The 25,409-nt window shown below is 57.1% G+C and carries 25 protein-coding genes and 1 pseudogene; 15 read left to right on the top strand and 11 right to left on the bottom strand.

Annotated features, from left to right (window positions below; genetic code table 11):
- The first annotated feature begins 50 nt into the window (after positions 1–50).
- Positions 51–953, top strand: a complete 903-nt coding sequence (locus QZ190_RS10585; RefSeq protein WP_291915919.1) for a 3'-5' exonuclease — start codon at positions 51–53, stop codon at positions 951–953.
- A 136-nt stretch (positions 954–1,089) separates the two neighbouring features.
- Positions 1,090–2,751, top strand: a complete 1,662-nt coding sequence (gene ettA / locus QZ190_RS10580; protein WP_291915911.1) for an energy-dependent translational throttle protein EttA — start codon at positions 1,090–1,092, stop codon at positions 2,749–2,751.
- Positions 2,752–2,839: 88 nt separating this feature from the next.
- Here ettA and QZ190_RS10575 read toward each other — a convergent pair whose 3' ends face one another.
- Complete coding sequence (locus QZ190_RS10575) at positions 2,840–3,205, bottom strand: Hpt domain-containing protein (RefSeq protein WP_291915909.1); 366 nt, start codon at positions 3,203–3,205, stop codon at positions 2,840–2,842.
- A 63-nt stretch (positions 3,206–3,268) separates the two neighbouring features.
- Positions 3,269–4,147, bottom strand: coding sequence for an NUDIX hydrolase (locus tag QZ190_RS10570; RefSeq protein ID WP_291915907.1), 879 nt, complete (start codon positions 4,145–4,147; stop codon positions 3,269–3,271).
- A gap of 135 nt (positions 4,148–4,282) precedes the next feature.
- On the opposite strand from QZ190_RS10570, the gene QZ190_RS10565 reads away from it, so the two are divergent.
- The 3 genes from QZ190_RS10565 to QZ190_RS10555 all read left to right on the top strand — a co-directional run bounded on the left by QZ190_RS10565 (position 4,283) and on the right by QZ190_RS10555 (position 6,739).
- A complete protein-coding gene (locus tag QZ190_RS10565) occupies positions 4,283–5,194 on the top strand; it encodes an SDR family NAD(P)-dependent oxidoreductase (RefSeq protein WP_291915904.1) in 912 nt (303 codons plus the stop codon).
- 63 nt (positions 5,195–5,257) lie between these two features.
- The gene (locus tag QZ190_RS10560; RefSeq protein WP_367114241.1) at positions 5,258–5,500 is read left to right on the top strand and encodes an L-2-amino-thiazoline-4-carboxylic acid hydrolase; all 243 of its coding nucleotides are present in this window, start codon (positions 5,258–5,260) and stop codon (positions 5,498–5,500) included.
- Between the two features lie 258 nt (positions 5,501–5,758).
- Positions 5,759–6,739 carry a tripartite tricarboxylate transporter substrate-binding protein gene (locus QZ190_RS10555; RefSeq protein ID WP_291915903.1) on the top strand — a complete coding sequence of 327 codons (981 nt, stop codon included), beginning with the start codon at positions 5,759–5,761 and terminating at the stop codon, positions 6,737–6,739.
- 277 nt (positions 6,740–7,016) lie between these two features.
- On the opposite strand, the gene QZ190_RS10550 is transcribed toward QZ190_RS10555, so the two are convergent.
- Entirely contained in the window at positions 7,017–7,730 is a 714-nt protein-coding gene (locus QZ190_RS10550) for a Crp/Fnr family transcriptional regulator (RefSeq protein WP_291915901.1), read from the bottom strand.
- A gap of 83 nt (positions 7,731–7,813) precedes the next feature.
- Here QZ190_RS10550 and QZ190_RS10545 point away from each other — a divergent pair, with 83 nt between their 5' ends.
- Genes QZ190_RS10545 through QZ190_RS10535 form a run of 3 tightly spaced genes read left to right on the top strand, consistent with a single transcriptional unit; the run spans position 7,814 to position 11,822 of the window.
- Entirely contained in the window at positions 7,814–8,782 is a 969-nt protein-coding gene (locus QZ190_RS10545) for a tripartite tricarboxylate transporter substrate binding protein (RefSeq protein WP_291915898.1), read from the top strand.
- 26 nt (positions 8,783–8,808) lie between these two features.
- Positions 8,809–10,380, top strand: coding sequence for a sulfatase-like hydrolase/transferase (locus tag QZ190_RS10540; RefSeq protein ID WP_291915896.1), 1,572 nt, complete (start codon positions 8,809–8,811; stop codon positions 10,378–10,380).
- Complete coding sequence (locus QZ190_RS10535) at positions 10,377–11,822, top strand: sulfatase-like hydrolase/transferase (protein ID WP_291915892.1); 1,446 nt, start codon at positions 10,377–10,379, stop codon at positions 11,820–11,822. The genes QZ190_RS10540 and QZ190_RS10535 overlap by 4 nt, the downstream gene beginning before the upstream one ends.
- Before the next feature lie 109 nt (positions 11,823–11,931).
- On the opposite strand, the gene QZ190_RS10530 is transcribed toward QZ190_RS10535, so the two are convergent.
- Entirely contained in the window at positions 11,932–12,153 is a 222-nt protein-coding gene (locus QZ190_RS10530) for a TIGR02450 family Trp-rich protein (protein ID WP_291915890.1), read from the bottom strand.
- Between the two features lie 508 nt (positions 12,154–12,661).
- Here QZ190_RS10530 and QZ190_RS10525 point away from each other — a divergent pair.
- Entirely contained in the window at positions 12,662–13,984 is a 1,323-nt protein-coding gene (locus QZ190_RS10525; RefSeq protein WP_291915887.1) for a hypothetical protein, read from the top strand.
- Positions 13,985–14,118: 134 nt separating this feature from the next.
- Positions 14,119–14,655 (top strand): hypothetical protein, encoded by a 537-nt coding sequence (locus QZ190_RS10520; protein WP_291915884.1) that lies wholly within the window; start codon positions 14,119–14,121, stop codon positions 14,653–14,655.
- Positions 14,656–14,706: 51 nt separating this feature from the next.
- Here QZ190_RS10520 and QZ190_RS10515 read toward each other — a convergent pair whose 3' ends face one another.
- The 4 genes from QZ190_RS10515 to mltB all read right to left on the bottom strand — a co-directional run bounded on the left by QZ190_RS10515 (position 14,707) and on the right by mltB (position 17,978).
- The gene (locus tag QZ190_RS10515; protein ID WP_291915883.1) at positions 14,707–15,003 is read right to left on the bottom strand and encodes an H-NS histone family protein; all 297 of its coding nucleotides are present in this window, start codon (positions 15,001–15,003) and stop codon (positions 14,707–14,709) included.
- Between the two features lie 568 nt (positions 15,004–15,571).
- On the bottom strand, positions 15,572–16,240 hold the full coding sequence (locus QZ190_RS10510) for a hypothetical protein (protein ID WP_291915881.1): 669 nt from the start codon (positions 16,238–16,240) through the stop codon (positions 15,572–15,574).
- Between the two features lie 278 nt (positions 16,241–16,518).
- Positions 16,519–16,740 carry a TIGR02450 family Trp-rich protein gene (locus QZ190_RS10505; RefSeq protein ID WP_291915879.1) on the bottom strand — a complete coding sequence of 74 codons (222 nt, stop codon included), beginning with the start codon at positions 16,738–16,740 and terminating at the stop codon, positions 16,519–16,521.
- A complete protein-coding gene (mltB, locus tag QZ190_RS10500) occupies positions 16,737–17,978 on the bottom strand; it encodes a lytic murein transglycosylase B (RefSeq protein ID WP_367114240.1) in 1,242 nt (413 codons plus the stop codon). Before mltB ends, QZ190_RS10505 begins: the two co-directional genes overlap by 4 nt.
- A 118-nt stretch (positions 17,979–18,096) precedes the next feature.
- Between mltB and QZ190_RS10495 the strand changes: the two genes are divergently transcribed.
- The 3 genes from QZ190_RS10495 to QZ190_RS10485 are packed head-to-tail and all read left to right on the top strand — an operon-like array spanning position 18,097 to position 21,168.
- The gene (locus QZ190_RS10495; protein ID WP_291915877.1) at positions 18,097–19,050 is read left to right on the top strand and encodes a histone deacetylase family protein; all 954 of its coding nucleotides are present in this window, start codon (positions 18,097–18,099) and stop codon (positions 19,048–19,050) included.
- A 37-nt stretch (positions 19,051–19,087) separates the two neighbouring features.
- Entirely contained in the window at positions 19,088–19,888 is an 801-nt protein-coding gene (locus tag QZ190_RS10490; protein ID WP_291915875.1) for an enoyl-CoA hydratase, read from the top strand.
- The gene (locus tag QZ190_RS10485) at positions 19,876–21,168 is read left to right on the top strand and encodes a mechanosensitive ion channel domain-containing protein (protein ID WP_291915872.1); all 1,293 of its coding nucleotides are present in this window, start codon (positions 19,876–19,878) and stop codon (positions 21,166–21,168) included. The genes QZ190_RS10490 and QZ190_RS10485 overlap by 13 nt, the downstream gene beginning before the upstream one ends.
- Here QZ190_RS10485 and QZ190_RS10480 read toward each other — a convergent pair.
- The 3 genes from QZ190_RS10480 to QZ190_RS10470 form a co-directional block, all read right to left on the bottom strand.
- Positions 21,137–22,429, bottom strand: a complete 1,293-nt coding sequence (locus QZ190_RS10480) for a TRAP transporter large permease (RefSeq protein ID WP_291915870.1) — start codon at positions 22,427–22,429, stop codon at positions 21,137–21,139. The genes QZ190_RS10485 and QZ190_RS10480 overlap by 32 nt on opposite strands.
- Entirely contained in the window at positions 22,426–22,908 is a 483-nt protein-coding gene (locus QZ190_RS10475) for a TRAP transporter small permease (RefSeq protein ID WP_291915868.1), read from the bottom strand. The genes QZ190_RS10480 and QZ190_RS10475 overlap by 4 nt, the downstream gene beginning before the upstream one ends.
- Before the next feature lie 91 nt (positions 22,909–22,999).
- A complete protein-coding gene (locus QZ190_RS10470; protein WP_291915866.1) occupies positions 23,000–24,022 on the bottom strand; it encodes a TRAP transporter substrate-binding protein in 1,023 nt (340 codons plus the stop codon).
- A 295-nt stretch (positions 24,023–24,317) separates the two neighbouring features.
- On the opposite strand from QZ190_RS10470, the gene QZ190_RS10465 reads away from it, so the two are divergent.
- On the top strand, positions 24,318–25,073 hold the full coding sequence (locus QZ190_RS10465; protein WP_090142070.1) for an electron transfer flavoprotein subunit beta/FixA family protein: 756 nt from the start codon (positions 24,318–24,320) through the stop codon (positions 25,071–25,073).
- A 12-nt stretch (positions 25,074–25,085) separates the two neighbouring features.
- Positions 25,086–25,409: pseudogene (locus tag QZ190_RS10460) on the top strand (electron transfer flavoprotein subunit alpha/FixB family protein); the annotation flags it as partial.

Raw genomic sequence — 25,409 nt, 5'->3', positions numbered from 1 at the left:
CGGCGCAGGCCCCCAGCAACTTGCCCACCCCGCCCGAAAGGCCGCATGCCATGACCGAACACGAAGCCATGGCCCAGGCGCTGGCGCAGCACCCCGACTTTCGCGTTTTGCGCCGCTTGGTGCCGCGCAGCGACTATGGTGCTGTGAACGGGCAAGCCACGCGGCGCGTGATCGTGCTGGACACCGAAACAACCGGATTGGACAGCAAGAGCGAAAGCATCATCGAGCTGGCCATGCTGTCGGTGCTGGTTGATGCGGCCACGGGTGCGCCTGTGGGGCCGGTCAGCGTTTACGAGTCGTTTGAAGACCCGGGCAAGCCGATTCCGCCGCAAATCACCGAGATCACGGGCATCGACGACAGCATGGTGCAGGGCCAACGCATCGACGACGCGGCCGTGAACGCCATGGTGCAAGAGGCCGACTTGGTCCTGGCGCACAACGCTGGGTTTGACCGGCCTTTTGTGGAGGCGCGTTTCCCGGTGTTTGCCAGCAAGGCCTGGGGCTGCTCCTTTCAGGGCATCGACTGGAAAAAAGAGGGCAGCGGCTCGGCCAAGCTGGAGTTTTTGGCGTCCGAGCGCGGCTGGTTTTACGACGCGCACCGGGCGCAGGTGGATTGCCATGCCTTGTTGCAGGTGCTGGCCTCGCCCCTGGCCAATGGACAAACAGGCCTGACACGCCTGCTGGCCGGGGCAGGGCAGACGCGCTACAAACTGCGGGCCACGGGCGCGCCTTTTGAGGCCAAAGACAAACTCAAGGCCCGGGGCTACCGCTGGGACGGCGAAGGCCGAGTCTGGTGGTGCAGTTTGGGGTCTGACGCTCTGCTGGACGCCGAATGCGCCTGGTTGCGGGCCGAGGTGTATGGCGCGCGCAGCGCCCGTGTGCAGCTCGAAGCGCAGGACAGCCGTGTGCAGTATTCCAGCCGATCGGGCCTCTTGTCGGAGCGCGTGGTCTGATTTTTTCCTGCCCAGCCCGGCAAGCTGGGATAATGACGGGTTGCATTCGCTGCTGCTGCGCCCACATGCAGGACTGCGATGCAGAGCCGACGCCCTTGGGGTGATGGGTCTCTGCCTTTTTTATTCAGGTTTACACATGGCTCAATACGTATTTTCGATGAACCGGGTTGGCAAGATCGTGCCGCCCAAACGTCATATTCTCAAAGACATTTCGCTGTCTTTCTTCCCCGGCGCCAAGATCGGCGTGCTGGGCACCAACGGCTCGGGCAAGTCCACTTTGCTCAAGATCATGGCCGGCATTGACAAGGAAATCGAAGGCGAAGCCATCCCCATGGCGGGCCTGAAAATCGGTTATCTGCCGCAAGAGCCGATCATGGACGCCGAGCAAACCGTGCGTGAAGCCGTCGAAAGCGGCATGGGCGAAGTCAAGGCCGCGCAGGCCCGCCTGGAAGAGGTGTACGCCGCTTACGCCGAAGAAGACGCCGACTTTGACGCGTTGGCCGCCGAGCAGGCCAAGCTCGAAGCCATCATCTCGACTGCGGGTGACGCGTCTGAGCACCAACTCGAAATCGCCGCCGACGCGCTGCGCCTGCCCCCATGGGACGCGGTGATCGGCAAGCTGTCCGGCGGTGAAAAACGCCGTGTGGCCCTGTGCCGCTTGCTGCTGTCGCGCCCCGACATGCTGCTGCTGGACGAACCCACCAACCACTTGGACGCCGAATCGGTGGACTGGCTGGAGCTGTTCTTGCAGCGGTTTTCGGGCACCGTGGTGGCCATCACCCACGACCGTTACTTCCTGGACAACGCCGCAGAGTGGATTTTGGAACTCGACCGGGGCTCCGGCATTCCCTACAAAGGCAACTACTCCAGCTGGCTGGAGCAAAAAGAAGCCCGTTTGGCCACCGAGCAGCGCACCGAAGACGCCCGCTCCAAGGCCATGAAGAAAGAATTGGAGTGGGCGCGTGCCAACCCCAAGGGCCGTCAGGCCAAGAGCAAGGCCCGTTTGGCCCGCTTCGAAGAGTTGAGCGACCACGAATACCAAAAGCGCAACGAGACGCAGGAGATCTTCATCCCTGTGGCCGAGCGCTTGGGCAATGAAGTGTTCGAGTTCAAGAACGTCAGCAAGTCCTTTGGCGACCGTTTGCTGATCGACAACCTCAGCTTCAAGGTGCCAGCGGGCGCCATCGTTGGCATCATCGGCCCCAACGGTGCCGGTAAATCGACCTTGTTCAAGCTGATCGCAGGCAAAGAGCAACCCGACAGCGGTGAAGTCACCATCGGTCAGACCGTGAAAATGGCCTTTGTGGACCAGAACCGCGACGACCTGGACAACAACAAAACCGTGTGGGAAGACGTCTCGGGCGGCCTGGACATCATCAACGTGGGCAAGTTCCAGATGGCCAGCCGTGCTTACTGCGGGCGCTTTAACTTCAACGGTGGCGACCAGCAAAAGAAGGTTGGCATGTTGTCGGGTGGTGAGCGCGGCCGTTTGCACTTGGCCAAGACTTTGATTGAAGGCGGCAACGTGTTGCTGCTGGACGAGCCATCGAACGACCTGGACGTGGAAACCTTGCGCGCCCTGGAAGACGCGTTGCTGGAGTTTGCAGGCTCGGTCATGGTCATCAGCCACGACCGCTGGTTCCTGGACCGCATTGCGACGCACATTCTGGCTGCCGAAGGCGACAGCCAGTGGGTGTTCTTTGACGGCAACTACCAGGAATACGAAGCTGACAAGAAACGCCGTTTGGGCGAAGAAGGTGCCAAGCCCAAGCGCGTGCGCTTCAAGGCTTTGAAGTAATTCGGCGCTGAGCCAAAAACAACGGGCCCCTTGGGGCCCGTTGTTTTTTGGTCAGGCTTGCCTGACCGGTGAGCTCGTGTGAGAAGGGTCAGGCTGGGCTGTGTTGGCTCAGGTGATCGATCACTTCCTGGCGCAAGGCCTCCAGTTGTGGTGCCAGCTGCGCGTAGGCGGTGTTCAGCTCACTGGACTCGGCGTGCTTGCTCATGCCTTCCACCTTGACCACCAGCTCAACCAGACTGTCCACACAAAACACGGGCGTGAAGCCCTTGAGCTGGTGCAGGATGCGGTTGGCGGCGTACACCTCGCCTTTGTCCAGCAGCTCCTGCAGGCGGGGCAGATCGTCGCTCAGGGTTTGTTGCAGCGTCTTGAGCAGGGACAACACGCCATTGGCGTCACCAATGAACTCCATGGCCCGTTCAATGGACAAATAGATCGGCTGAGGTGTTTGGCTCATGAGGCGATGTTACAAGTGAATACAAAAATCACGTAAGCAAATGAAACGTGTTAACTGCATATTCTAGTCAAGCAAAGCGGCCAAGCCCGCCTCGGGCTCAAAACGTTTGTTTTTGAACATCAAACGGCTGGGGCCGGGGAAGGCCGCTTGCCGCACCGAGTGACGCGGATCGCCGGGGTAGCAGATGGTGCGGATGCCGTCCTGGTCAAAGGGTTCGGGCTCGATGACCGGGGGGCGGCGGCTTTGCGCCTCGGCCAGCACGCTTTGGGCGTGGGGGTGGCGGCTCAGGTGCACCAGGCTCATGATCTGGGGCGGGGCCAGCTCGATCTCGCGGTCCCAATAGCGCAGCAGCGCCTCGCGCGGCTGGATCCAGAGGGCTTCGGTGGCCTCGAAGTTGTCGTGCTCGGCCAGTTGGTCGTCGGGCACCTGGGTCACAAAAAACCGCGTGTCAAAGCGCTTGTTGGTCACCGAGGCCTGGCGCGGCGTGATCCAGCGGCACCAGGGCAGCAGCGGCTCGGTGCGCAAGGCCAACGCCTGGGCCGCAAAGGCCTCGTGCCAGCTTTGGCCGCTGCGCAGGGCGTGCAGCAGGGCCTGGGCCTGCGGCTGTGCGTGCGCGGCGCAGCCCAGCAGCACCCGGCACTCTTCATAGGCTTCGCGCATGGCGGCCACAAACAGGCCAGCGGCGCGCTCGCCCGGGATATCGGGCTCGTTCAGCCGATGGTGCAAGGTGGTGCTGTCCTGGCTCAGGCGCTGCAGCCAGGCCGGGTTTTGGTCCTCCGGGTCGAGTTTGCCGCCCGGAAACACATAAGCGCCGCCCAGCACGTTCGAGGCTTGGTGCCTGCGCATCAGCAGCACCTGCAGGCCGCCCGGGCCATCGCGCAGCATCACCACGGTGGCGGCGTCCAAAGGGGGGGCGGTCAGGATTTCAGTGTTCAGTTCCATGAGGATGTCAATCGGGTAACAGGCAGTGCCCGGGGGCTGGTTTAAAGTCCGTGCGCAGTGGGCTGCAGGGTCATTCGGGCCAGATTAGCAGATGAATCGGGTCATCCCCATCTTTCAATGTCACAAGGAAAACACATGAGCATCGATTTCAAAGGCCGCGTGGCCATCGTCACAGGCGCAGGCGGCGGTTTGGGCAAGCAGCATGCGCTGGCACTGGCCGCACGTGGGGCCAAGGTGCTGGTCAACGACCTGGGTGGCGATGTGCATGGCGTGGGCGGCTCGGTCTCGGCGGCGCAGGCCGTGGTCGACGAAATCCGTGCAGCCGGCGGCGAAGCCATGGCCAACGGCGCATCGGTCACCGACTTTGAGGCCGTCAAAGCCATGGTCCAGCAGGCGGTGGACGCCTGGGGCCGGGTGGACATTCTGGTCAACAACGCGGGCATTTTGCGCGACAAAAGTTTTGCCAAGATGGAACTGGCCGACTTCAAACTGGTGATGGACGTGCACGTCATGGGCGCGGTTCATTGCACCAAGGCGGTGTGGCCCATCATGCAGGCGCAAAACTACGGCCGCATCGTCATGACCACCTCGTCGAGCGGTTTGTACGGCAACTTTGGCCAGGCCAACTATGGCGCGGCCAAGATGGCGTTGGCGGGCCTGATGCAAACCCTGTCGATCGAGGGCGAGAAAAACCACATCCGGGTGAACTGCCTGGCCCCCACGGCCGCCACCCGCATGACCGAAGGCCTGATGCCCGAGGCCGTGCTGCAAGCTCTGGATCCGAGTGCTGTGGTGCCCGCCATGCTGGCCATGGCGAGCGAGGACGCGCCCAACCGCACCATCATTTGCGCAGGTGCCGGCAGCTTCGAGGTGGCCCACATCACCCTGACCCAAGGCGTGCACTTGGGCACTGGGCCTGATACTGCCGAGCGCCTGCTGGCGGCGATGGCACAGGTCACCGAGCGTCAAGGCGAGATGGTGCCGCGGTCGGGGTCTGAGCAGGGCAGCTTGGAAGTGGGCAAGGCGATGAAGGCGCATGGCGCTTAATGGCCATTAGCCCAGCGGGTTAAGTTTTTACCAAACTAAACGGGTCCATCAAGGACAGCAGAAATCCCTAGCCTCATCAAGCGCAAGCTCCAGGCCCAGGTGATTGGCCCCATCTATGCGGAGATGGTGGAGCACATCGGCGAGGAGCGCGCTGCCTTGATACTGGATACGGCCATTCACAAGGCTGCCGTGGCAGAAGGTCAGTATTTTGCAGAGAGGGCCGGTTGCCCGACCTCCATGGCCGACTTCATCCAGGTTTATGAAAACTGGACAAGCGACGGCGCGCTGGAGATGAATGTGCTTTAAGCCAGCGACGCAGTGTTCGACTTTGACATCATGCGCGGCAAGTCTGCTGAGACCTATCAGGACATGGGTTTGGGCAAGATGGGTCATTTGCTTTCTTGCAACCGTAACGGCACGTTTTGCCAGGGGGATGACACGAACATTTCCCTCAAGCCTTCAGCAATGCCGTCTCAGTCAGTGAATACCCTCTGTAAATATCCCATCCGAAGTGTTGCAATCTTGATGTTTTTTTCATTTACGTGACCTCAGGAGTTCCAACCCATGACCACCCGTCGCCAATTGATGCAAGGTGCTGCTGCCAGTATGTTGGGCCTGACCCATCTGCCCAACTTTGCGCAAACTCGCCTGGAAAATTTGCGCATCATTGTGGGTTTCCCGCCCGGTGGGACGACCGATGCATTTGCCCGCAGGATTGCTGAGAAACTCCGTGGCACTTACGCCAACAACGTCATCGTGGACAACAAACCCGGTGCTGGTGGGCAGATTGGCGTGACCACGCTCAAGTCTGCGGCTGCCGATGGGGCCCACATCTTGTATTCGCCCGCTTCCATGCTGACGATTTACCCGCATTCCTACACCCGGCTGAGTTATGTCCAATCCGATGTGACCCCCATTGGCATAGGGCACTCCACGGACCACGCCTTCGTGGTGGGGCCTGCTGTTCCCGAGTCGGTCAAGAACATCAAGGACTTTGTCGAATGGGCCAAGGCCAATCCAGGCAAAGCCAGCATCGGCAATCCTGCAGCGGGCTCCATGCCGCATTTGCTGGCAGGTCGCTTGGCCATGTTGGGTGGTTTTCAAATCACCAACGTTCCTTTTGCAGGCTCCGGCCCCGCGATTCCACAAGTCATGGGTGGGCAGCTCGCGGGCATGTCCTCGCCTCTGGGCGATTGGGTGCAGCACCAAAAAGGCGGCAAGATCCGGATTCTGGCCACCTCGGGCCCCGATCGGGCGGTGTTCACCCCCGATGTGCCCACTTACCGCGAGCAAGGCTTTGGTGAGTTGCTGGTGCGTGAATGGTTTGGTTTCTTCGCACCCGCCGGGGTGAGCGAGGCGGTCAAGCAGAACCTCAATGCTGCGCTGCGCGTGGCCATGAACCAGCAAGACATCCGAGACTTTGTGACCCCTTTGGCCGCCAACCTGGAGGCCAGCACCACCGCCGAACACACGCGCCGTCTTGCCGACGACTCGGAAATGGCGCGGCGTTTGGTGACTGCACTGGGCTTCAAAGCCGACTCCTGATGAGCGAGTGGGCCCGCTGCTGATGCCAGCCTGTCGGGCCTGGATTTTGCCGCATCCTTTGGTGCCGCCGTGCACCAAAGGATGGCGTCATCTTGGTGCTGCCACACTCTGCTGGACTCACTGCTGCACTCACTGCCCTGGATGCGCACGGGGTTGGCGCCGCTGAGGCAGGTGAGCATCACAAATTCTTTCGATTCACCCCTCAATGCGCTGTTCTCGGCAGCGGCATTCAGTCTTTCATTCCAAGCCAATCGACCGATTGGCGGTGCTGATGTATCTAGTTTGCAAGAGTTTGCAGGGCCTTGGGATTGAGCACCTCCACCCATTTTCGGCCTAACTTCAAGACGCCATCGCGCTCCATTTTTTTCAAAGCCAGCGATGTCTTGGGGCGGCTGACGCCGCAGCTCGCAGCCAGTTGTTCATGGGTCGCTTGAATCAGCCGTCGCCCATCGGGTCTGGCTGGCAAATCCATCAGAGCGCGCGACAAACTCGCGCTCAAACGGGCCGAAACGTTGCGCGCAAAACCGGCTCTTTCACGCGCCTGAACTTCGCGCAAACGCAGGCCCAAAAAGCTGACCAAAAGCACCATCAGTTGAGGGTCACGCAGCAAGGCTTTCTCAATGTCCTCCACCGGGATCCATTGGGTCGTCGAGGCCTGAGCCGCGACCAAATCGCTGCCGCTGGGCAAGCGATTGAACAAGTAGGACAAAAGCGCGATTTCTCCCGGGCCAAATGCGATGGGCACGATCTGCCCGCCTTGCTGGCCTGGAATATGGACCACAGCATTGAGGCGTCCACTCATGACAAAAGGTAAGCGGGCAACCGTTTCACGGGTGCTGATCAAGGTTTGACCCACCGTCACGTGGTGCCTGGGGCGTTGTGTCAAGTCCACGGGCTGAGCCAGCGCCTGTGCCAATTGGCGTGCCAAGCTTTGGCTGTTGCGCCACACTGGGTCGTTTTTGGACGATTCGACATTTTCGCTAAGGGTCATCCCTAAATTGTTACCGAAGTAACTGAGTGGGACAACACGTGAATCCAACATCCGTCTGTTCTTTACTTCACGGAAGCTACGCCATGACCCATCGCCGCCACGCCCTCAGTTTCATCGCCGCCATCAGCTTGCTGGCCATGGCGCCCAGTTGGGTGAATGCACAGGCCAAGCCATTGAAGATATGGGTGGGCTATCCCGCTGGCGGCGCGGTCGATGTGGTGGCCCGTCAAATGGCGGAAGAGCTGCGTCTGTTGGGATACAGCACCATCGTTGAGAACAAAACCGGTGCGGCTGGACAACTGGCCACTGAAGCCATGCTGGCGGCACCCGCTGATGGCAGCACCGTGGTGCTCATGCCAGGGGGCAACGCCACCATTTTTCCGCACGTCTACCCCAACTTGCGATACAGCATGGCTGATTTGAAGCCTTTGGCCAGTGTTTGCTCTTTCACATTTGCCTTGGGTGTTGGCCCCGGCACACCTGCCAAAACACTCAAAGAGTTTGTGGATTGGGCCAAGGCCAATCCAGGCAAAGCCAGCTATGGCACGCCTGGCGCAGGCACGGCCATGCATTTCATGGGTGTGATGTTTGGTCGACTGGCCGGCATTGATTTTCAGCACGTGCCTTACCGTGGAGGCGCGGCCGCCATGACCGATATTTTGGGTGGCAACATCCCTGCACTGGCGACCACCTTGCCCAATTTGGTGACACACCACAAGTCGGGCAAGTTGCGCATTTTGGCGTTTTCGGGTGACCAACCATTGCCCAGCTTGCCAGGGGTCAGCACATTCAAGCAGCTGGGCTATCCAGATCTTCAAATCAGTGAGGTCTTTGGCCTGTTTGCCTCCAGCAAAACTCCGGCCCCGGTTGTGGCGGAGCTTGAGAAAGCCATGGTGACGGCGGCCAAGTCTGCTCGTTTGGTGGCGGCCATCGAAAAATTGGAGTTCGACTCGGCGGTTCTTAATTCGGTGGATTTGAGCCGACAACTCAAAGCAGACTTTGAGCGCTGGGGTCCGGTGATCAAGGCGACGGGCTACACAGCCGACAAGTGACACCATAAAACTGAGTGACCCCGCACATGAAAAAGCCCAATATTTTGTTGATCATGAGTGATCAACACCGAGGTGATTGTTTTGGCTTTGAAGGGCGGGGCGTCAAGACGCCGCACCTGGATTTGTTGGCCCAACAAGGCACCCGTTTTTCGGCGTGCATCACGCCCAATGTGGTGTGCATGCCTTCGCGCAGCGCATTGCTGACGGGCATGCTGCCGCTTACCAGCGGCGTGCATGACAACGGGATCGACCTCGATGAATCCCTGGCTGCGAATGGTTTTGCGGGTTCGCTGTCCAGAGAGGGCTACAACACCTGCTTCATTGGCAAAGCGCACTTTTCCAGCAATCACTCTTATGGCAATCGCCCCACAGGCCGCTGCGAAAACATTCCCAGCTCACACCAGTTTGCGGACGATTGGCATGGCCCCTACATGGGGTTTGACCATGTTGAACTGATGCAGCTCGGGCACAACTATTGGTTGCCAGAGCGCCCACCTGGCGGTTTGCACTACGAGCGTTGGTACCACGCAGACGGTTTGGGCGACATGAAAGATGCGCTTTACAAACAAGCGCTTGCGCCGTTCACGGATGCGGCGCAAACCCACAACAGCGCACTCCCCACAGCTTGGCACAACAGCACTTGGGTGGGGGACCGCACAGTGGGGTTTTTAAAACAGCAAGGGCTTCAGCAGCGCCAGGCGCGTGTCTCGGCCAAAGCGCCGCAGCCCTTTTGCGCTTGGGTGTCCATGGCCGATCCACACCACCCGTTTGACGCACCGGCACCTTGGTGCTGGATGCACCGCCCCGAAGATGTCGATTTGCCAAAGCATCGAAGCCTGGACTTGGACCGACGGCCATGGTGGCACCGTGCCGCGCTTGAAAACACCCCAGGCGGCACGCCCGAGAGCCGCAAAGTCCGGCAAGAGTATTCACGCATGAAATTTGAAACAGATGCCCAACTGCGCGACATCACGGCCAACTACTACGGGATGGTTTCACTTGTGGATCACCAAGTCGGCCGTATTCTCGCTGCACTGCAAGAGGAAGGCTTGACCGAGAACACCTTGGTCGTGTTCACTTCCGATCATGGCGAGCTGCTCGGTGACCACGGCCTGATGCTCAAAGGCCCCATGCATTACGAAGGCCTTCTGCGGGTCGGACTGGTGGTGCGTGGCCCGGGTGTTGGCGCAGGCCAGGTGGTGCAGGAGCCTGTGTCAACCTTGGATTTGGCGGCCACCTTTGGCGACTATGCCGCCACCCCCATCGGCTCCGCTGTGCACAGCACCAGCTTGCGACCTTTGCTCGAAGCTCAGCCCGGGGCGCAGCGCGATCACGCCTTCAACGAATGGCGCCTGGGGCCTTCACGCTGCGGTGTGGCGCTGGATCTGCGCATGGTGCGCACACAAACCGCCAAGCTCACGCTCGAGTTGGCATCGGGCGCAGGCGAAATGTACGACCTGCACAACGACCCCCATGAGTGCAATAACCTGTTCGATGACGTCCATTCACGGGGCTTGCGCGATGAACTGATGCAGCGATTGATGAGCCGTCCTGACGATATCTTGCAAAACGCGACCGAACCCGTTGGGCCTGCATGACAGAACAAGTTTGCAATACCTTGATTTTGCTCACCGACGAGCAAGACGCACAGGTCATGGGATGCGCCGGCCACCCCTTTGTCACCACCCCGCACATGGACGCATTGGCGGCGCGTGGCACACGTTTCACCAACGCTTTCACCCCCTCGCCAATTTGTGTGCCTGCGCGAGCGGCATTGGCCACGGGCCGATGGGTGCACCAAACCGGCTATTGGGACAACGCCATGGGCTATGACGGGCGCATCCCAGGCTGGTGCCATGATTTGGCCCAAGCTGGCCAGCGAGTTGAGTCCATCGGCAAGTTGCATTACGTGAGCGAAACTGCGCCCACGGGGTTCACCCAGCAACATCAGCCCGCTCACCTGGCGGGTGGCATTGGCCAGGTCTGGGGCTCTGTGCGCAACCCTTTGCCTGATGAAAAACGTCCCCCGTTTCTTTTTACCGAATTGGGGGCAGGGCAGTCGAGTTACAACCGCTATGACATGGCCAGTGCAGAAATAGCCGCGGCGTGGTTAAAAGACCGTGCTGCCGAGAAAAGCTCGACACCCTGGACATTGTTTGTTGGTTTTGTGGCGCCGCACTTTCCCTTGGTGGTGCCCCAAAAGCACCTCGATCAAATTGACTTTGACCGCATTCCTGAACCCCGCTTGCATCCCGATCATGGCCATCCCAGGCACCCGTGGGTGCAGCGGCATGCCGACTATTCAAACCCTGACCAAGAGCTGGGCTCTGCTCAGCGACGTCGCGAGGCCTTGGCTTGTTACTTTGCACTCGTCAATTTCATCGACGAGCAATTGGGCCTGGTACTGAACGCCTTGAAGGACGCCGGATTGGAAGGCAGCACCCGTGTGATTTTCAGCAGTGACCACGGTGACAACCAAGGCGTGCGCGGCATGTGGAACAAATCGACGCTGTACCGCGAAGCCACGCATGTGCCCATGGTGGTAGCCGGCCCCGGTGTTCCTGAAAACCACTTGTGCCACACCCATGTCAACCTGATTGACGTGGCACCCACTGTGCTCGCCAATGCGGGTTTGCCGCCGGACAAGGACCTGCCGGGTCGCTCTTTGGTGGAGATTGCCCACTCTCCTCATGACTCTCAGCGCCTGGGATTCAGCGAGTACCACGCTGTGGGCTCGCCCAGCGCTGCGTACATGCTGCGGCAAGATCGCTGGGCGTATCACCATTACGTGGGGTACCCGGCAGAGTTGTTTGACATCATCAACGATCCCGGTCAAGCCACCAACCTGGCTTCAAGCGTCACACACCAAGAAGTGTGTCGGTATTTTGAAAAAATCCTGCGCCAACAACTGGACCCGGAGGCCGTTGATCAGCAGGCCAAAGAAGACCAAGACCGCTTGGTTGAAAAATTTGGTGGACGCGAAAAGGCTTTGAAAATGGGCACACCAGGGGCAAGCCCTGTGCCTTGCAGGACCTTGTGAGTTTGCCGTTACGCTCCGTAAGACCAACTCACTTTGAAAGTTTGGGCTCAAATGCCAGTGAACAAACATTGGCGTTGACGGCTACAAACCGATTGGCTGATTGATTACTTTAAACCCAACCCTGCCGCCACATGCTGTCGTCCTGCAACTCACGCCAAGAGATGACCTGCGTGGCCTTTGAAAACACCGACTCGATTTCAACCAACTCAATTGGGTCCGTCGGTTGCTCAGGTTGAATCACCCGGCTAACCAAAAAGTGTTTTTGCTTGGCCACGGGTTTCACCGCTGTCCATTTGGTCAGTAGCAGTTTTTTGGGGTTCAGCGGGTTCATGGGTGAATGCTTTCAACGACTGCTTTGCACTTCCCGCGCCAGCGCCTCGGCCAGATCGATCACCGCCATGGCGTAGTAGCTGCTCCAGTTTTAAAAGCGTATTTTCATAGTGCTTAACTGTTTTTTCTAGCACACAAGAGAGTGCCGAAAACTCGCCGTAGTAGCCTCAGTCGCAGCGCTTCAATTTTAATCAAGCATTGCCGATAAATGTCGTTTGAAACGCCATTGCAGCGATGTTGCTACCGCCATTGACGACTCCATTCGCCTGCCATTGTGTCGGCGCATTTGTAGCTAACCTTTCGGTGTGCTACTTTTGATGGGTGGCGAATGGCTTGGGCAGTGGCACAAGCGTAATGATTTTTGACGCTGGGCTGTGGCTGGTTTACGGCTATGTGCTGGACCATGCATGAGCCTCCATGCCAGCGTGCCCCATGCTGCACCGCCTGGTTAGCTACAAATTTCAAATTCTGGTTGCCCTGACCGCTCAGCCGAAACTACGCTTGTGGTTATGCAGGAATTGGAAAAACAGCAGGCAGCAAACGACACCCAATATCTCCCGCCACGACACCGCACACTGCCCATCCTTGCATCAGTCACGCCCATTGCCAACTACCCCTCAAAGTTGCGCATCTTTCAGACCAATGCCAGCAGGTATTGGCAAGTGCGTTGTTTTCTAAAAGGCAGGACCTACACACAAAGCCTCAAGACCACCAACAAGCAAGCTGCCATCAGTGCTGCCAAGCAGTTCTTTCACATCAAGACTGCTGAGCTGTATGCGGATCGTGTTGTTGCTCGCAGTGACAAGAGCCCCAAGTTTGCCGACCTGCTGCCAGGTGTGCTTTTGGGACTGCAAGCAAGGGTCAAGCGAGGCGAGTTTGCAACAGCCAATATCCCCATCTTTTTGCAACGGATGCACAACAGCATCCTGCCTTACTTTGGCGATATGAGCATGGACCAGATTGGCTACAAGGAGTTGTCGGCCTTTATGGAGATGATGAGCAACAGGGACTTGACTGCCACAACAGTGCATCAGCACATGGTGGCCATACGCAAGGTGTTTGCGCACGCACACGGCAACAACATCATCCAGAACCTTCCCAAGTTCCCTGTCATCAAAGTCGCCGACAAGCCTCGTGGCAGTTTTACAGTGGCCGAATACCGTGAACTTGTGCGTTTGGCTCGGCAGCGCATTGGCGAACAGGTGCCCCAAGCGTTCTCCAAAAAATACCGCAGCAGCAGTGAGATTCTTGAACGGCATGGTGTGATCAACGCGGATTTGCATTGGCTCATCCATTTCATGGTCAATGGCTTCATGCGGCCCGGCGACATCAAGTTCCTCAAGCACAAACATGTCACCATCGTTCGGGGCAAGCACATTTACTTGAGACTGAACTTGCCTGAAACCAAAAAGCACGACAAACCCATCGTCACCCTACAGCCAGCTGTGTTTGTTTATGAACGGTTGTTGGCCAAGCAAAAGGCAGATGGCTATGGAATGCCCGACGACTATGTGTTCTTGCCCGAGTTGGAGTACAGGAAGTGGCTGTTGGTCGCTTACGGTTGGCAGTTCATGTATCTGCAGAGTCTTGCTGGCATTGCGGGTAATGCTGCAAATGGACAAACACGCACCATCTACAGCCTACGGCACACGGCCATGACATTCAGGTTGCTGTATGGGGGCAAGATCGACCTGCTGACACTGGCACGCAATGCACGCACTTCGGTGGAAATGATTGAGCGTTTCTACGCCAGCAACTTGACGGCAGAGATGAACATTGACTTGCTGCAGGGCAAGCGCTCTTTAGGGATTCGTGAATGGGTGTCGTTTTAAGCGACAGCAGGAGTGTCGATTGTCTTGACGATTGCGCTGTTTGCAAAAAATGGAATTAAATCCTTATTTCAAGATTTGTAAGTGTAGAATAAAACAGCAATTATGCTAAATCCATCAAAATTTAAAGGATCAACATGCTCTCCAACATGAAAGGCCTCGTGGTCGTTATTGCCAGTTCTGTTTGTGCTCTATCAGCTGCTTATGCTGACACTGATGGCCAAAATGTCATCTACGTTGGTTCTGGAACGGCAAAAAATACTAATACTTCTGTTAAAAGTAGCAATCCAGCAACTTTAGGATATCTACGTTTATCCAACACCAGCGACACAGTGTGGGGACTTGATGTCAGTGCTGAGGGCACTATGCTGGACTCTACTTGGGGACAGCGCAACTCCGCACAACAAGCAACAGCTTTTAACTTTTTGTTTGGTAAGAATTTGAATAAGACTGAAAACTCTCGAATTGATGCCGCATTTATTGTAGGTATGCGAGAGAAAGCATCAAGTTGCAATAAATCATATCTGGGCTATCAGTGTTATGCCGACCAAGAGCCTGATACAAGTTATGGATTAAATGGCGGCATTGCGTTGACTTGGATATACAAGAACTTCATGGTGGGCGCTAGAATTACTGGTGAAAGTAAACAAGCACTGGTCGGTTTTAGATTTTAATTAACATTAAAAAGCCAGCACTCTCGCTGGCTTTTTCATTTCTACATTAGATCAGATCACAAACTGAGCACGGTCCTTGCCATCAATCCACTTGGGTGCTTTGCCACGGCCAGTCCAAGTGTGACCAGTAGCTGCATCACGATACTTTGGTGCAAATGGATTTTTTGAAGCGCCAGCAGCTTTGGGGCCACGCTTGGAACCACCAAAAATATCTTCTGCAGTCAAGCCGTATTCTGCAACCAATGCTCGAACTTTGCCAATAGCGTCAGCAAGTTTAGTCTGGCGGACTTGTGCAATTTGAGCTTCGAGAGCTTCGCGCTGTTTGATCAGTTCTGCAAGTGTGGACATCGGAATTCCAATAATAGTAAGGATAGTGTAGGTATTGTAGTCGGGGTGATAGTTCTATGGCTAACTCTCAAAATGAGACTTTGCAGCAAGCCCTACAAGCTGCGTTCAGGCCTATCAGCTGCCCAGGCCAGCGAGGTGTTGCGATCTCGCGCCGTATGGCTGATTTGAGTGCCGCGCGATGCGTTGTCGTTTTAAACGACAGCAACGCCAGATTGCCACATTACAAAAAAAGTGAGACATGCAACTTGGCGGTAGTGGAGATGGCACGTTCCGTCGTTTGTTACGACATTGTGAGTTGTTGGAAAACAACAATGGGGCTACGCGAACGCTTTATTCTTTACGACACACCTATTCAACTACTGAACTGTTGGCTGCTACAGATATAAACACGCTCAGCAAGCAAATGAGAAATTCAGCGGCAATGATAGAAAAGCATTACAGCAAGTTGACGGCAACGATGGCTGCGGACAGGTTGGCTTGACAAATTTCAAATATTTGTTGACTTTATTATTTTTTTTATGCTTAATCATCCGGGATGCGACAGCTAACCGATGTTCAGTGCAATAGTTTATTCAGGAATCTTGGGCAAATAGCTGCCGATGAATCTTGTGCGACAAACTGGGCACTCATTCGAATTAAGCGTAACTTCACTATCGCAGCCGGGACAAATTCCATTGCCTTTTTTGACAATACGTTTGTAATTCCGTATTTTTTCAAGCTCTTCTTTTTTAAGATTTTCACTTTCTTCAAGCAATTGACAATAGCGATGATCAGCTTCAATTAACGCCTCATTGAGTGTCTTGTAGGGCGTCTTTTCAAAAACATAATAGTCCAAAGTATTATTTTTTACAATATTAAATTTATCGGTCAAAAATAATTGATATGTCGGGTTGGTTATATTTTTTTCTCCAGAAAAATTTTGATGTTGATCTAAGTTGGCATCTGATTTTTCGGGTGCTGAGAATTTTTTTGAATCTGAATTGGTTGCGTCATTTTTCTTGGATCGACTAAAACCTATAAGTAGAACGCCCGATATAGTAAGAATTCCACCGAGCATTAATAAGTTTGACTTTTTTTGCATTAATCCTATGTTATGTACTTCCTTGATTTCGGGATTAAAATTCGCTTTCCCAAAATTATTCATGTCTGACAAGTAAGTTACAGTTGTACTCATGGATAAAGCATAAATAAGAGTGATAATTCCAATTAAAAATGATGAAATTCCAATTTTTTTCATGTTGTTCCTTTGTTAAAGGTAAATTCTGCTTGAATTGCTAATAGTGGTTATGTATTTTTGCACAGTGCGATCTCTTCGGCAAGGCCGCCTTGTCTACTGCTGAAATTATGAAGATGTTGCCAACCAAATAGTTAATTACTTAAAATTCAAATATTTTTTTAATTAGCTATTAGTGGTGGAAATTGAGTGTGGTGGTTGTGTCAGTGAAAAGCCAAAGTCGCATGCCAACAGCTCGGCGAGTTTTATTACATGGGCATGTGAACCTATCCTCAACCCCATCAAACCCACCCCTGCCGCCAGACGTTGTTGTCCTGCAGCTCTCGCCAAGCAATCACTTGCGTGGCCTTTGAAAACACCGACTCGATTTCAACCAACTCAATTGGGTCCGTCGGTTGCTCAGGTTGAATCACCCGGCTAACCAAAAAGTGTTTTTGCTTGGCAACAGGCTTGACTGCCGTCCACTTGGTCAGCAGCAGTTTTTTGGGGTTGAGCGGGTTCATGGCTTGTTTTGCATTTCCCGCGCCACCGCCTCGGCCAGATCGATCACCGCCATGGCGTAGTAGCTGCTCCAGTTGTAGCGGGTGATGGCGTAGAAGTTTTCTGTACCGGCCACGTAGTTGGGGGCGTCGGGGCCGTTGAGCAGTTCGATCAAGGCCAGTGGACCTTTGTGCTGCAGTGCGGCACCCGACAGGGCAGCGCCTTGACCCACAAAGCTGGCCACGCTGAAGGTGGGCAGGATGTCGGGTGCCAGCAGGCTGTCCATGTTGGTCTGGCCTGGTGTCAGGGTGACGGGGTAGTGCGTGGGCATGCCGCTTTGCCAGCCAAAGGCCTTGAAGTAGTTGGCCACCGAGCCGATGGCATCGTGGGGGCTGCCAAACAGGTCGATGCGCCCATCGCCATCAAAGTCCACCGCAAATTTGGCCCAACTCGACGGCATGAATTGCGGCAGGCCCATGGCCCCGGCGTAGCTGCCCCGGATGCCCAGCGGATTTGCCCCGCTGCGTGAGGTGAGCAGCAAAAACTGCTCCAGTTCGCTTTGAAAAAAGGCTTGGCGTGCGGCAGCCCTTGGGTGTGCGCTCGGGAAGTGAAAGGCCAGGGTGGCCAGGGCGTCGAGGATGCGGAAGTTGCCCGTGTTTTGGCCATACAAAGTTTCTACCCCAATGATCCCGACGATCACCGAAGCGGGCACGCCGTATTCACGCTCGGCCCGCTCCAAAGCGCTGCGGTGGTTTTGCCAAAAGCGCACGCCCGCCTGGATGCGGATGGGTTCAATGAAGCGGGCGCGGTAGGCGGCCCAGTTCTTGGCGGTGGGGCTGCTGGGGGGCAGCACGAGCCGTTCGACCGAGGGCAAGCGCTGGGCTTGGGCCAGGGTGTTTTGTACCCAGAGCGGGTCCAGCTGCAGGCGCTGGGCGGCATCTTGCACCCAGGCCTGGGTTTGTGCAGTGCTTGCCAGCGCAATGCCCGTCACGGCAGCCACGCGAACAGGGCGGGTGGCTTGTTTTTTTGGGGTTGCGCTTTTTTTACGCTGCTGTGGCTTGGCTTTGGCGGGCTGGGCGCTTGGGGCCGATGGCCGTTTGGCCTGCTTGGGGGCTGCACTCGGGGCCGTTTGCGCGTTGACTGGGGTGGGGGCTGCTGCCAAGGCGGCCAGTGCGCTCAGCAGCAGCGCAAGGCCCATGGAGGCCAAGCCCTGACAGGGCTTGCGGTGGTGTGACTTGGGGCAGGTTTTGAACTCATTCATTGCGTTGAGTTTAAACGCCGCGCCAGTGTGCCCGTGCTAAGCTGGAACCCACAAGAAACAGATCAATTCTTCAAAAACGACAGCCTTGTTGGCTGTGATGAATCGGGAAGACACATTCATGGGCGCGACAGGTTATTTCACCCACCCCACTTGCTGGAAGCACGAAATGGGGCCGGGTCATCCCGAGTGTCCAGAGCGTTTGGGGGCCATCGAAGACCGCTTGCTGATCAGCGGCGTGGACATGGCACTCCAAAGGCGCGAGGCCAGTCCGGCTTCTCTGGCCGACATCGAGCTGGCCCATGGCCGCATGCATGTGGCGGCTTTGCGTGGTTTGGGTGATGCCTTGCGCGAAGACATGGCTGCGGGCGGCCCCACCCACACCAGCCTGGACCCGGACACGATGATCAATGCCCACACCTGGGATGCGGCTTTGGTCGCGGTCGGGGCGGCGCTGGACGCCACCGATGCCGTGCTGGCGGGCGAGCTGGAGAATGCCTTTTGCGCCGTGCGCCCACCGGGGCACCACGCAGGCCGCGACAAAGCCATGGGCTTTTGTTTTTTCAATAACGTGGCCATCGCTGCCAAGTACGCTTTGGAGCGCCACGGCCTCAAAAGGGTCGCCATCGTGGACTTTGATGTGCACCATGGCAATGGCACCGAAGACATCGTGGCGGGCGACGAGCGCATCTTGATGGTCAGCTTTTTTCAGCACCCGTTTTACCCGGAAGGCGGCTCGACGTCGAATGCGGCCAACCTGGTCAACCTGCCGGTGCCGGCCTATACCCGGGGCATGGACATCCGCGAGTTGGTGGACATGATGTGGCTGCCCCGCCTGGAGGCCCACAAGCCTGAGCTGATTTTCATCAGCGCGGGTTTTGATGCCCACCGCGAAGACGACATGGGCCAGATGGGTCTGGTTGAGCAGGACTATGCCTGGATCACCCAGCGTATCAAAGAGGTGGCTTTGCGCCACGCCAAAGGCCGCATCGTGAGCTGTCTGGAAGGCGGCTACAACCTGAGTGCGTTGGGGCGCAGTGTGGAGGCGCACTTGCGCGTGCTGGCCGACGTGTGAAGGCGGCTGGGGGTGGGGTTTTGGCACAATCGAAGCCATGACCGAACCCAACACCCCCTCTGGCCAGGATTTGCTGCTGCACGAACGCGATGCGCGTGGCGTGCACCGCCTGACGCTCAACAACCCTGCCAGCTTCAACACCTTGAGCGAGGCGATGCTGACCGCGCTCCAGCAAGCCCTGAACGCTGTCGCGCAAGATGAGCAGGCCCGTGTGGTGGTGCTGGGCGCGGCGGGCAAGGCGTTTTGCGCCGGGCATAACCTGAAAGAAATGCGGGCTCAGCCCCAGCTGGCCTATTACCAGCAACTCTTTGCCCAGTGCAGCCGCATGATGCTGACGATTCAGAAGTTGCCTGTGCCTGTCATTGCCCGTGTGCAGGGCCTGGCCACGGCAGCGGGTTGCCAGCTGGTGGCGCAGTGCGACTTGGCGGTGTCGGTTGACAGCGCCACGTTTGGGGTGAACGGCATCGATGTGGGCTTGTTTTGCGCCACGCCCAGTGTGCCGCTGGTGCGCAACATGCATGCCAAGCAGGCCATGGAAATGCTGTTGACGGGCGGGTTCATTTCGGCCGCAGAGGCCCAAAGCCGTGGGCTGGTGAACCGTGTGTGTGCGACGGCTGAACTGGATGCGCAGGTCGATGACTTGGTGGCCGCCATCCTGGCCAAACCGCGTGAGGCGGTGCGGGTGGGCAAGGCCTTGTTTTACCAACAACGTGAGATGGGCATCGAATCCGCTTACCAGTTGGCAGGCCAAACCATGGCCTGCAACATGGTGCACGAGGTGGCGCAAGAGGGCGTGCAGGCTTTCATTGAGAAAAGGACACCCTCATGGCGGGGATGAGCAACATGGCGGTGGTCGACCCGATGGGTTTGTTTTTCGCCTTGGCTCGCCCCGAGTCCTTGATGGCCTTGGGCGCTTTTGCCGCTTGTTTGGTGCTGGCCTGGCTGATGGTCTGGGGCGTGCGCCGTGTTTTCAGTGGTCAGGATCTGGCCATTTTGCTGGGCCGAAAACTGATCGATGGGGTGCTGTTTCCGGTGCTGCTGCTCGGGTTGACATTTGTGGCGCGCATTGTGTTGACCCAGCAGCAGCCTGCGCCATTGTTCGCGGTCTTGTTGCCGGTGTGCATTTCGCTGGCGGTGATCCGCTTGGGCGTGAAGGTGCTGCAGGTGGCGTTTTCCAATGCACCCTTTGTGCGGGTGCTCGAGCGCACGATTTCCTGGCTGGCCTGGGGCGCGGTGGTGCTGTGGGTCACGGGCATTTTGCCGCTGGTGCTCAACGAGCTGGACCAGATCAGCTGGAAAATCGGCGGCAGCGTGCTGTCGGTGCGCACCTTGATCGAGGGGGCACTCACGGCCGGGGCGGTGCTGATTGTGGCGCTGTGGGTGTCGGCGGCCATCGAGGCGCGTTTGCTCAAATCGGCCACGGGCAGCGACTTGTCGCTGCGCAAGGTCATCAGCAACACGGTGCGGGCCTTGCTCATGTTTGTGGGCTTGTTGTTGGCGCTGTCCTCTGTCGGCATTGACCTGACCGCCTTGTCGGTGCTGGGCGGCGCGGTGGGTGTGGGCATTGGCTTTGGCTTACAAAAGCTGGCCTCCAACTACGTCAGTGGCTTTGTCATCCTGGCCGAGCGCAGCATGCGCATCGGGGACATGGTGCTGGTGGACGGTTTTGAAGGCCGCATCGTCGACATCAAGGCGCGGTACACCGTGATTCGGGCTTTGAATGGCCGCGAATCCATCGTGCCCAATGAGTTTTTGATCATCAACCGGGTGGAGAACTTCACCCTGATGGACCCCAAGCTGTCACAGACCACCATAGTTTCGGTGGCTTATGACAGCGATGTGGACTTGGTGCGGCGGCTCTTGATCGAGGCTTGTGAGAGCCAAGAGCGGGTGCTCAAAGACCCCGCCCCCAATGCTTTTTTGAGCCAGTTTGGCGCTGACGGTCTGGAGTTCACCGTGAGTTACTGGATTGGCGATCCGGAAAATGGCCAGCTGGCGCTGCGCTCGACCATCAACATGCTGATCTTGGCCGCGCTGCGTGAGCACAAGATCGAGATCCCGTACCCGCAGCGGGTGATGCACATGGTCAATCCATCATCGAAGGCAGCCACAGACTGATGGCCGGAAAGGCCAGCAAAATGCCTAAGGTGATGACCAACACCAGCACCATCGGCCAGACGCCACGGAAGATGGTGCCCAGGCCCACGTTGGGCAGCAAGGTGTTGAGCACAAACAGATTCATGCCCACGGGTGGCGAGATCAGGCCGATCTGAATCACCATCACGATCAGCACACCAAACCAGACCGGGTCAAAACCCAGTTGCACCACGATCGGGAAAAACAGCGGAATGGTCAGCAAGACCATGGTGAGTTCTTCCATCACAGTGCCCAGCAACACATAGATCAGCATCATGGCGGCCACGATCATGATGGGCGACAGGCCCAGTCCTGTGATCCAGTCCTTGAGCTCAAAAGGCAAGCTGGTGTAGTTCACAAAGTTGGCAAAGATCGTCGCGGCGATCAGCAAGGTGAACAGCATGGCTGTGGTGCGGGCCGATTCAACCAGCACTTGCGCCAAAACTTTCCAGCTCAATGCTTTGCGCGCCAGGGCGAACAAAAATGCACCCGTGGCCCCCATGCCTGCGCCTTCGGTGGCGGTGAAGAATCCGCCATAAATGCCGCCCAGCACCAGCACCACCAAGAGCAGCACGCCCCAGATGCCGCGCACCGCGGTGAAGCGTTCACGCCAGCTGAATTTTTCGCCAGCGGGCGCATGCTCCGGATCGTGCCAAGTCATCAGCACTACCGCCAGCATCATCAGGCAAGCGGTCAAAATTCCGGGTAGCACCCCTGCCGCAAACAGTTTGCCGATGTGGGTCTCGGTGATGATGCCGTAGATCACCAAAATGGTGGACGGTGGAATCATGATGCCCAAGGTACCGCCCGCTGCGATCACGCCCGTTGACATGGCATCGCTGTAACCCAGTTTCTTCATCGAGGGGTAAGCCACTTTGCTCATGGTGGCGGCGGTGGCAATCGATGAGCCACAAATCGCCCCAAAACCCGCGCAAGCGGCAATGGTGGCATGCGCCAGGCCGCCTTTGCGGTGCCCGATGAAGGTGTAGGCCGCATGGAACAATTCATGCGCCAGACCCGCCCGAGCCACAAAATTGCCCATCAAGATGAACAGGGGAATCACAGACAAGGTGTAGGCAAAACCGGTCTCATGCACCACTTGTGCGGTGCTGGCCATGGCGGGCAGCCAGCCGCGTGTCAGGCCAATGCCCACGACGCCTACCAGGCCCATGGAAAATGCCAAGGGCATGCGCAAAAGGGCCATCACAAAGATGGCCAAAAATCCCAGCAAGGCTTCGGTCACAGCGTGCCTCCTTCGGATGCGGACTCTTCGCCGGACCAGAACGCTTTGACCAGGTGCACCAGGCCCGTCAGGCCGCACAACACCCCCATGCCCTGAATGAAAGGTGCTTTGGTGATTTTCAGTTGGGCCGTGGTTTCGCCGGTGACCGCGAATTCCCCACCTGTCTGCCACATCAAATACGCCAGCCCGAACAGCAGGGCGGCGCAAGCCAGGTGAACCAAGCCTTGCTGAATTTTTCTGACCAAACGCGGCAGCACCACGTCCAGTGAGTCAAACACCACATGCTCGCCTTTGAGAGAGACCAAGGGCAGGGCGCCAAAAATGACGACCACCATCAGCAGCTCGGTCAATTCCAAAGAACCGGTGATGGAGTGGGAGAGGATTTTGCGCCCCGAGACATCCAGAAAAGTCAGCACCATGATGGCGAACAAGGCCAGGCCTGAAAGTGTGCCGCAGAGGATTTCGAGAATTTTTTTCAACTTGTCACCCATAAAAAAAACGGTATTTGCTAAGTGGCAAATACCGCTGGTGCTCTCCACACCCCGGGTGGTTTACCCGAGGTGTTTCAGATCACTTTTGCTTTTGCAGCTTGGCAATTTCAGCGCGGAATTCAGACAGTGTGCCCGAAGGGTCCTTCAGGCCTTTGGCTTTGGCGGCTTGGGCCCAGTCCCGCTCCAGCTTGCTGACACGAACGGTGACGCCGCTGACGAAGCTGTTGTCGGCCTTGATGACTTTGACGCCATTTTTCTGCATGTTGGTCAAAGCCAGATCGTCCACGCGGTCCCAGGCTTTGCCAAAGCGTCGTGCGACGGCTTCACCCGACAACTCGTCCACCACCTTTTTGTCGTCTGCTGAAAGGCTGTTGTACTTGGCCGGGTTCATCATGAAGACGAAGCTGGTGTTGTAGAGGCCACCTGGGAACTGGGTGGCGTGCTTGATGATCTTGTCGATCTTGAAAGAGTCTGTGGATTCGGCCGGGAACAAGGTGCCGTCCATCACGCCGCTTGATAAAAGCTCAAAAGACTCCGGTGCGGGCTTGAGGGTCACGTTCATGTCCAGCGTTTTGGAGATCTCGTTGACCATGCCACCACCCACCCGGAACTTCAAGCCCGAGAGGTCTTCCACACGGGTGATGGGTTTTTTGGTGTTGAACACGATGCCTGGGCCGTGGGTGAAATAGCCCAGGACCTTCACACCTTGGTGTTCTGCAGCGAATTCGGGGTATTTGCTGGCGATGCGGTGAAATGCCACCGACAAGGGTTCAGCGCGGTCGCCCAAAAATGGAAATTCGGCCATTTGCGACAAAACAAAACGTCCGGGGGTGTAGCCGTGAACCGTGAAAGACACATCAACCAGGCCGTTCCTGACCGCGTCGTAAGTGCCGGGTGCGGGCGTGACAGCGCGGGGCAGGATGTTGCAGCGCACGCGGTTGGATGTTTTTGCAGCCAAGTCGTCGCACCATTCTTTTTGCGACATTGACAGCCCGTGTGTGGGTGGGACCCAGCTGGAGACGGTCAAGACGGTTTGTGCTTGAGACAAGCCGCTGAAGCTGGCCAAGGCTGCTGCAGCCACGGAAATCAAAGTTTTTTTCATCCAATTGCCCCATTGATTTGGTTACAAAACATAATCGTAAGAGTGAACGATCTTCAAGAAAATCAATGTTAACCCTGATTTGCCTACCGATTGGTCGGTGAATTCCCGGGGGTAGGATAGGCAGGTGATCAATATGGTTTTCAAAAAACCGGTCTAAAATGCGAACGATCGTGCTTTTTTGAGAAATGTGAGGTGCCTGTTTGGCCGTTTTGATGCACAATTGACGTTTACGTAACGTCAACGACATCATGGCGTTCACAGGTGCTTGGGTTTTGATATCAATGGAGAAGCTTTCATGAAAATTCTCGTTCCCGTCAAACGGGTGGTGGACTACAACGTCAAGGTCCGTGTCAAGTCCGATGGTTCCGGCGTGGACATCGCCAACGTCAAGATGAGCATGAACCCCTTTGACGAGATCGCCGTCGAAGAAGCCGTGCGCCTGAAAGAAAAAGGTTTGGCCACCGAAGTCATTGCTGTGTCTTGCGGCGTGGCCCAGTGCCAGGAAACCCTGCGCACCGCCATGGCCATCGGTGCCGACCGCGGCATTCTGGTCGAGACCCCAGCGGATTTGGACCTGCAGCCTCTGGCCGTGGCCAAGCTGCTCAAGGCTTTGGTTGACAAAGAGCAGCCCGGTCTGATCATCCTGGGCAAACAAGCCATTGACGACGACTGCAACCAGACCGGCCAGATGTTGGCCGCTTTGGCCGATCTGCCCCAAGCCACCTTCGCCTCCAAGGTCGACATCGTGGACGGCAAAGCCCATGTCACCCGCGAGATCGATGGCGGCCTGGAAGTGCTCAGCATCAGTCTGCCTGCGGTGGTGACCACCGACTTGCGCCTGAACGAGCCGCGCTACGTGACCTTGCCCAACATCATGAAGGCCAAGAAAAAGCAGCTCGACACCTTCAAGCCCGAAGACCTGGGTGTCGATGTGGCCCCCCGCATCAAGACCCTCAAGGTCGCGGAACCCGCCAAGCGCAGCGCCGGCATCAAGGTGCCCGATGTGGCCACGCTGGTGGACAAGCTCAAGAACGTGGCCAAAGTGATCTAAGGACTGAACAACATGACTTCCCTTGTTATTGCAGAACACGACAACGCTTCCATCAAAGGCGCCACCCTGAACACCGTCACGGCCGCTGCAGCATGCGGTGGTGACGTGCACGTGCTGGTTGCTGGTCACAACGCTGGCGCTGCTGCCGCTGCGGCTGCCCAGATCGCTGGCGTAGCCAAAGTGATCCACGCCGACAGCGAAGCCTTGGCTCATGGCCTGGCCGAAAACGTGGCCGCGCAGGTGCTCGCCATTGCTGCCAACTACAGCCACATCCTGTTCCCCGCCACTGCTGCGGGCAAGAACGTGGCCCCCCGCGTCGCCGCTAAGCTGGACGTC

The sequence above is a fragment of the Limnohabitans sp. genome (genome assembly GCF_017848645.1).
Classification (GTDB): Bacteria; Pseudomonadota; Gammaproteobacteria; order Burkholderiales; family Burkholderiaceae_C; genus Limnohabitans_A.
This window is presented reverse-complemented; position numbering and strand designations above follow the sequence as displayed.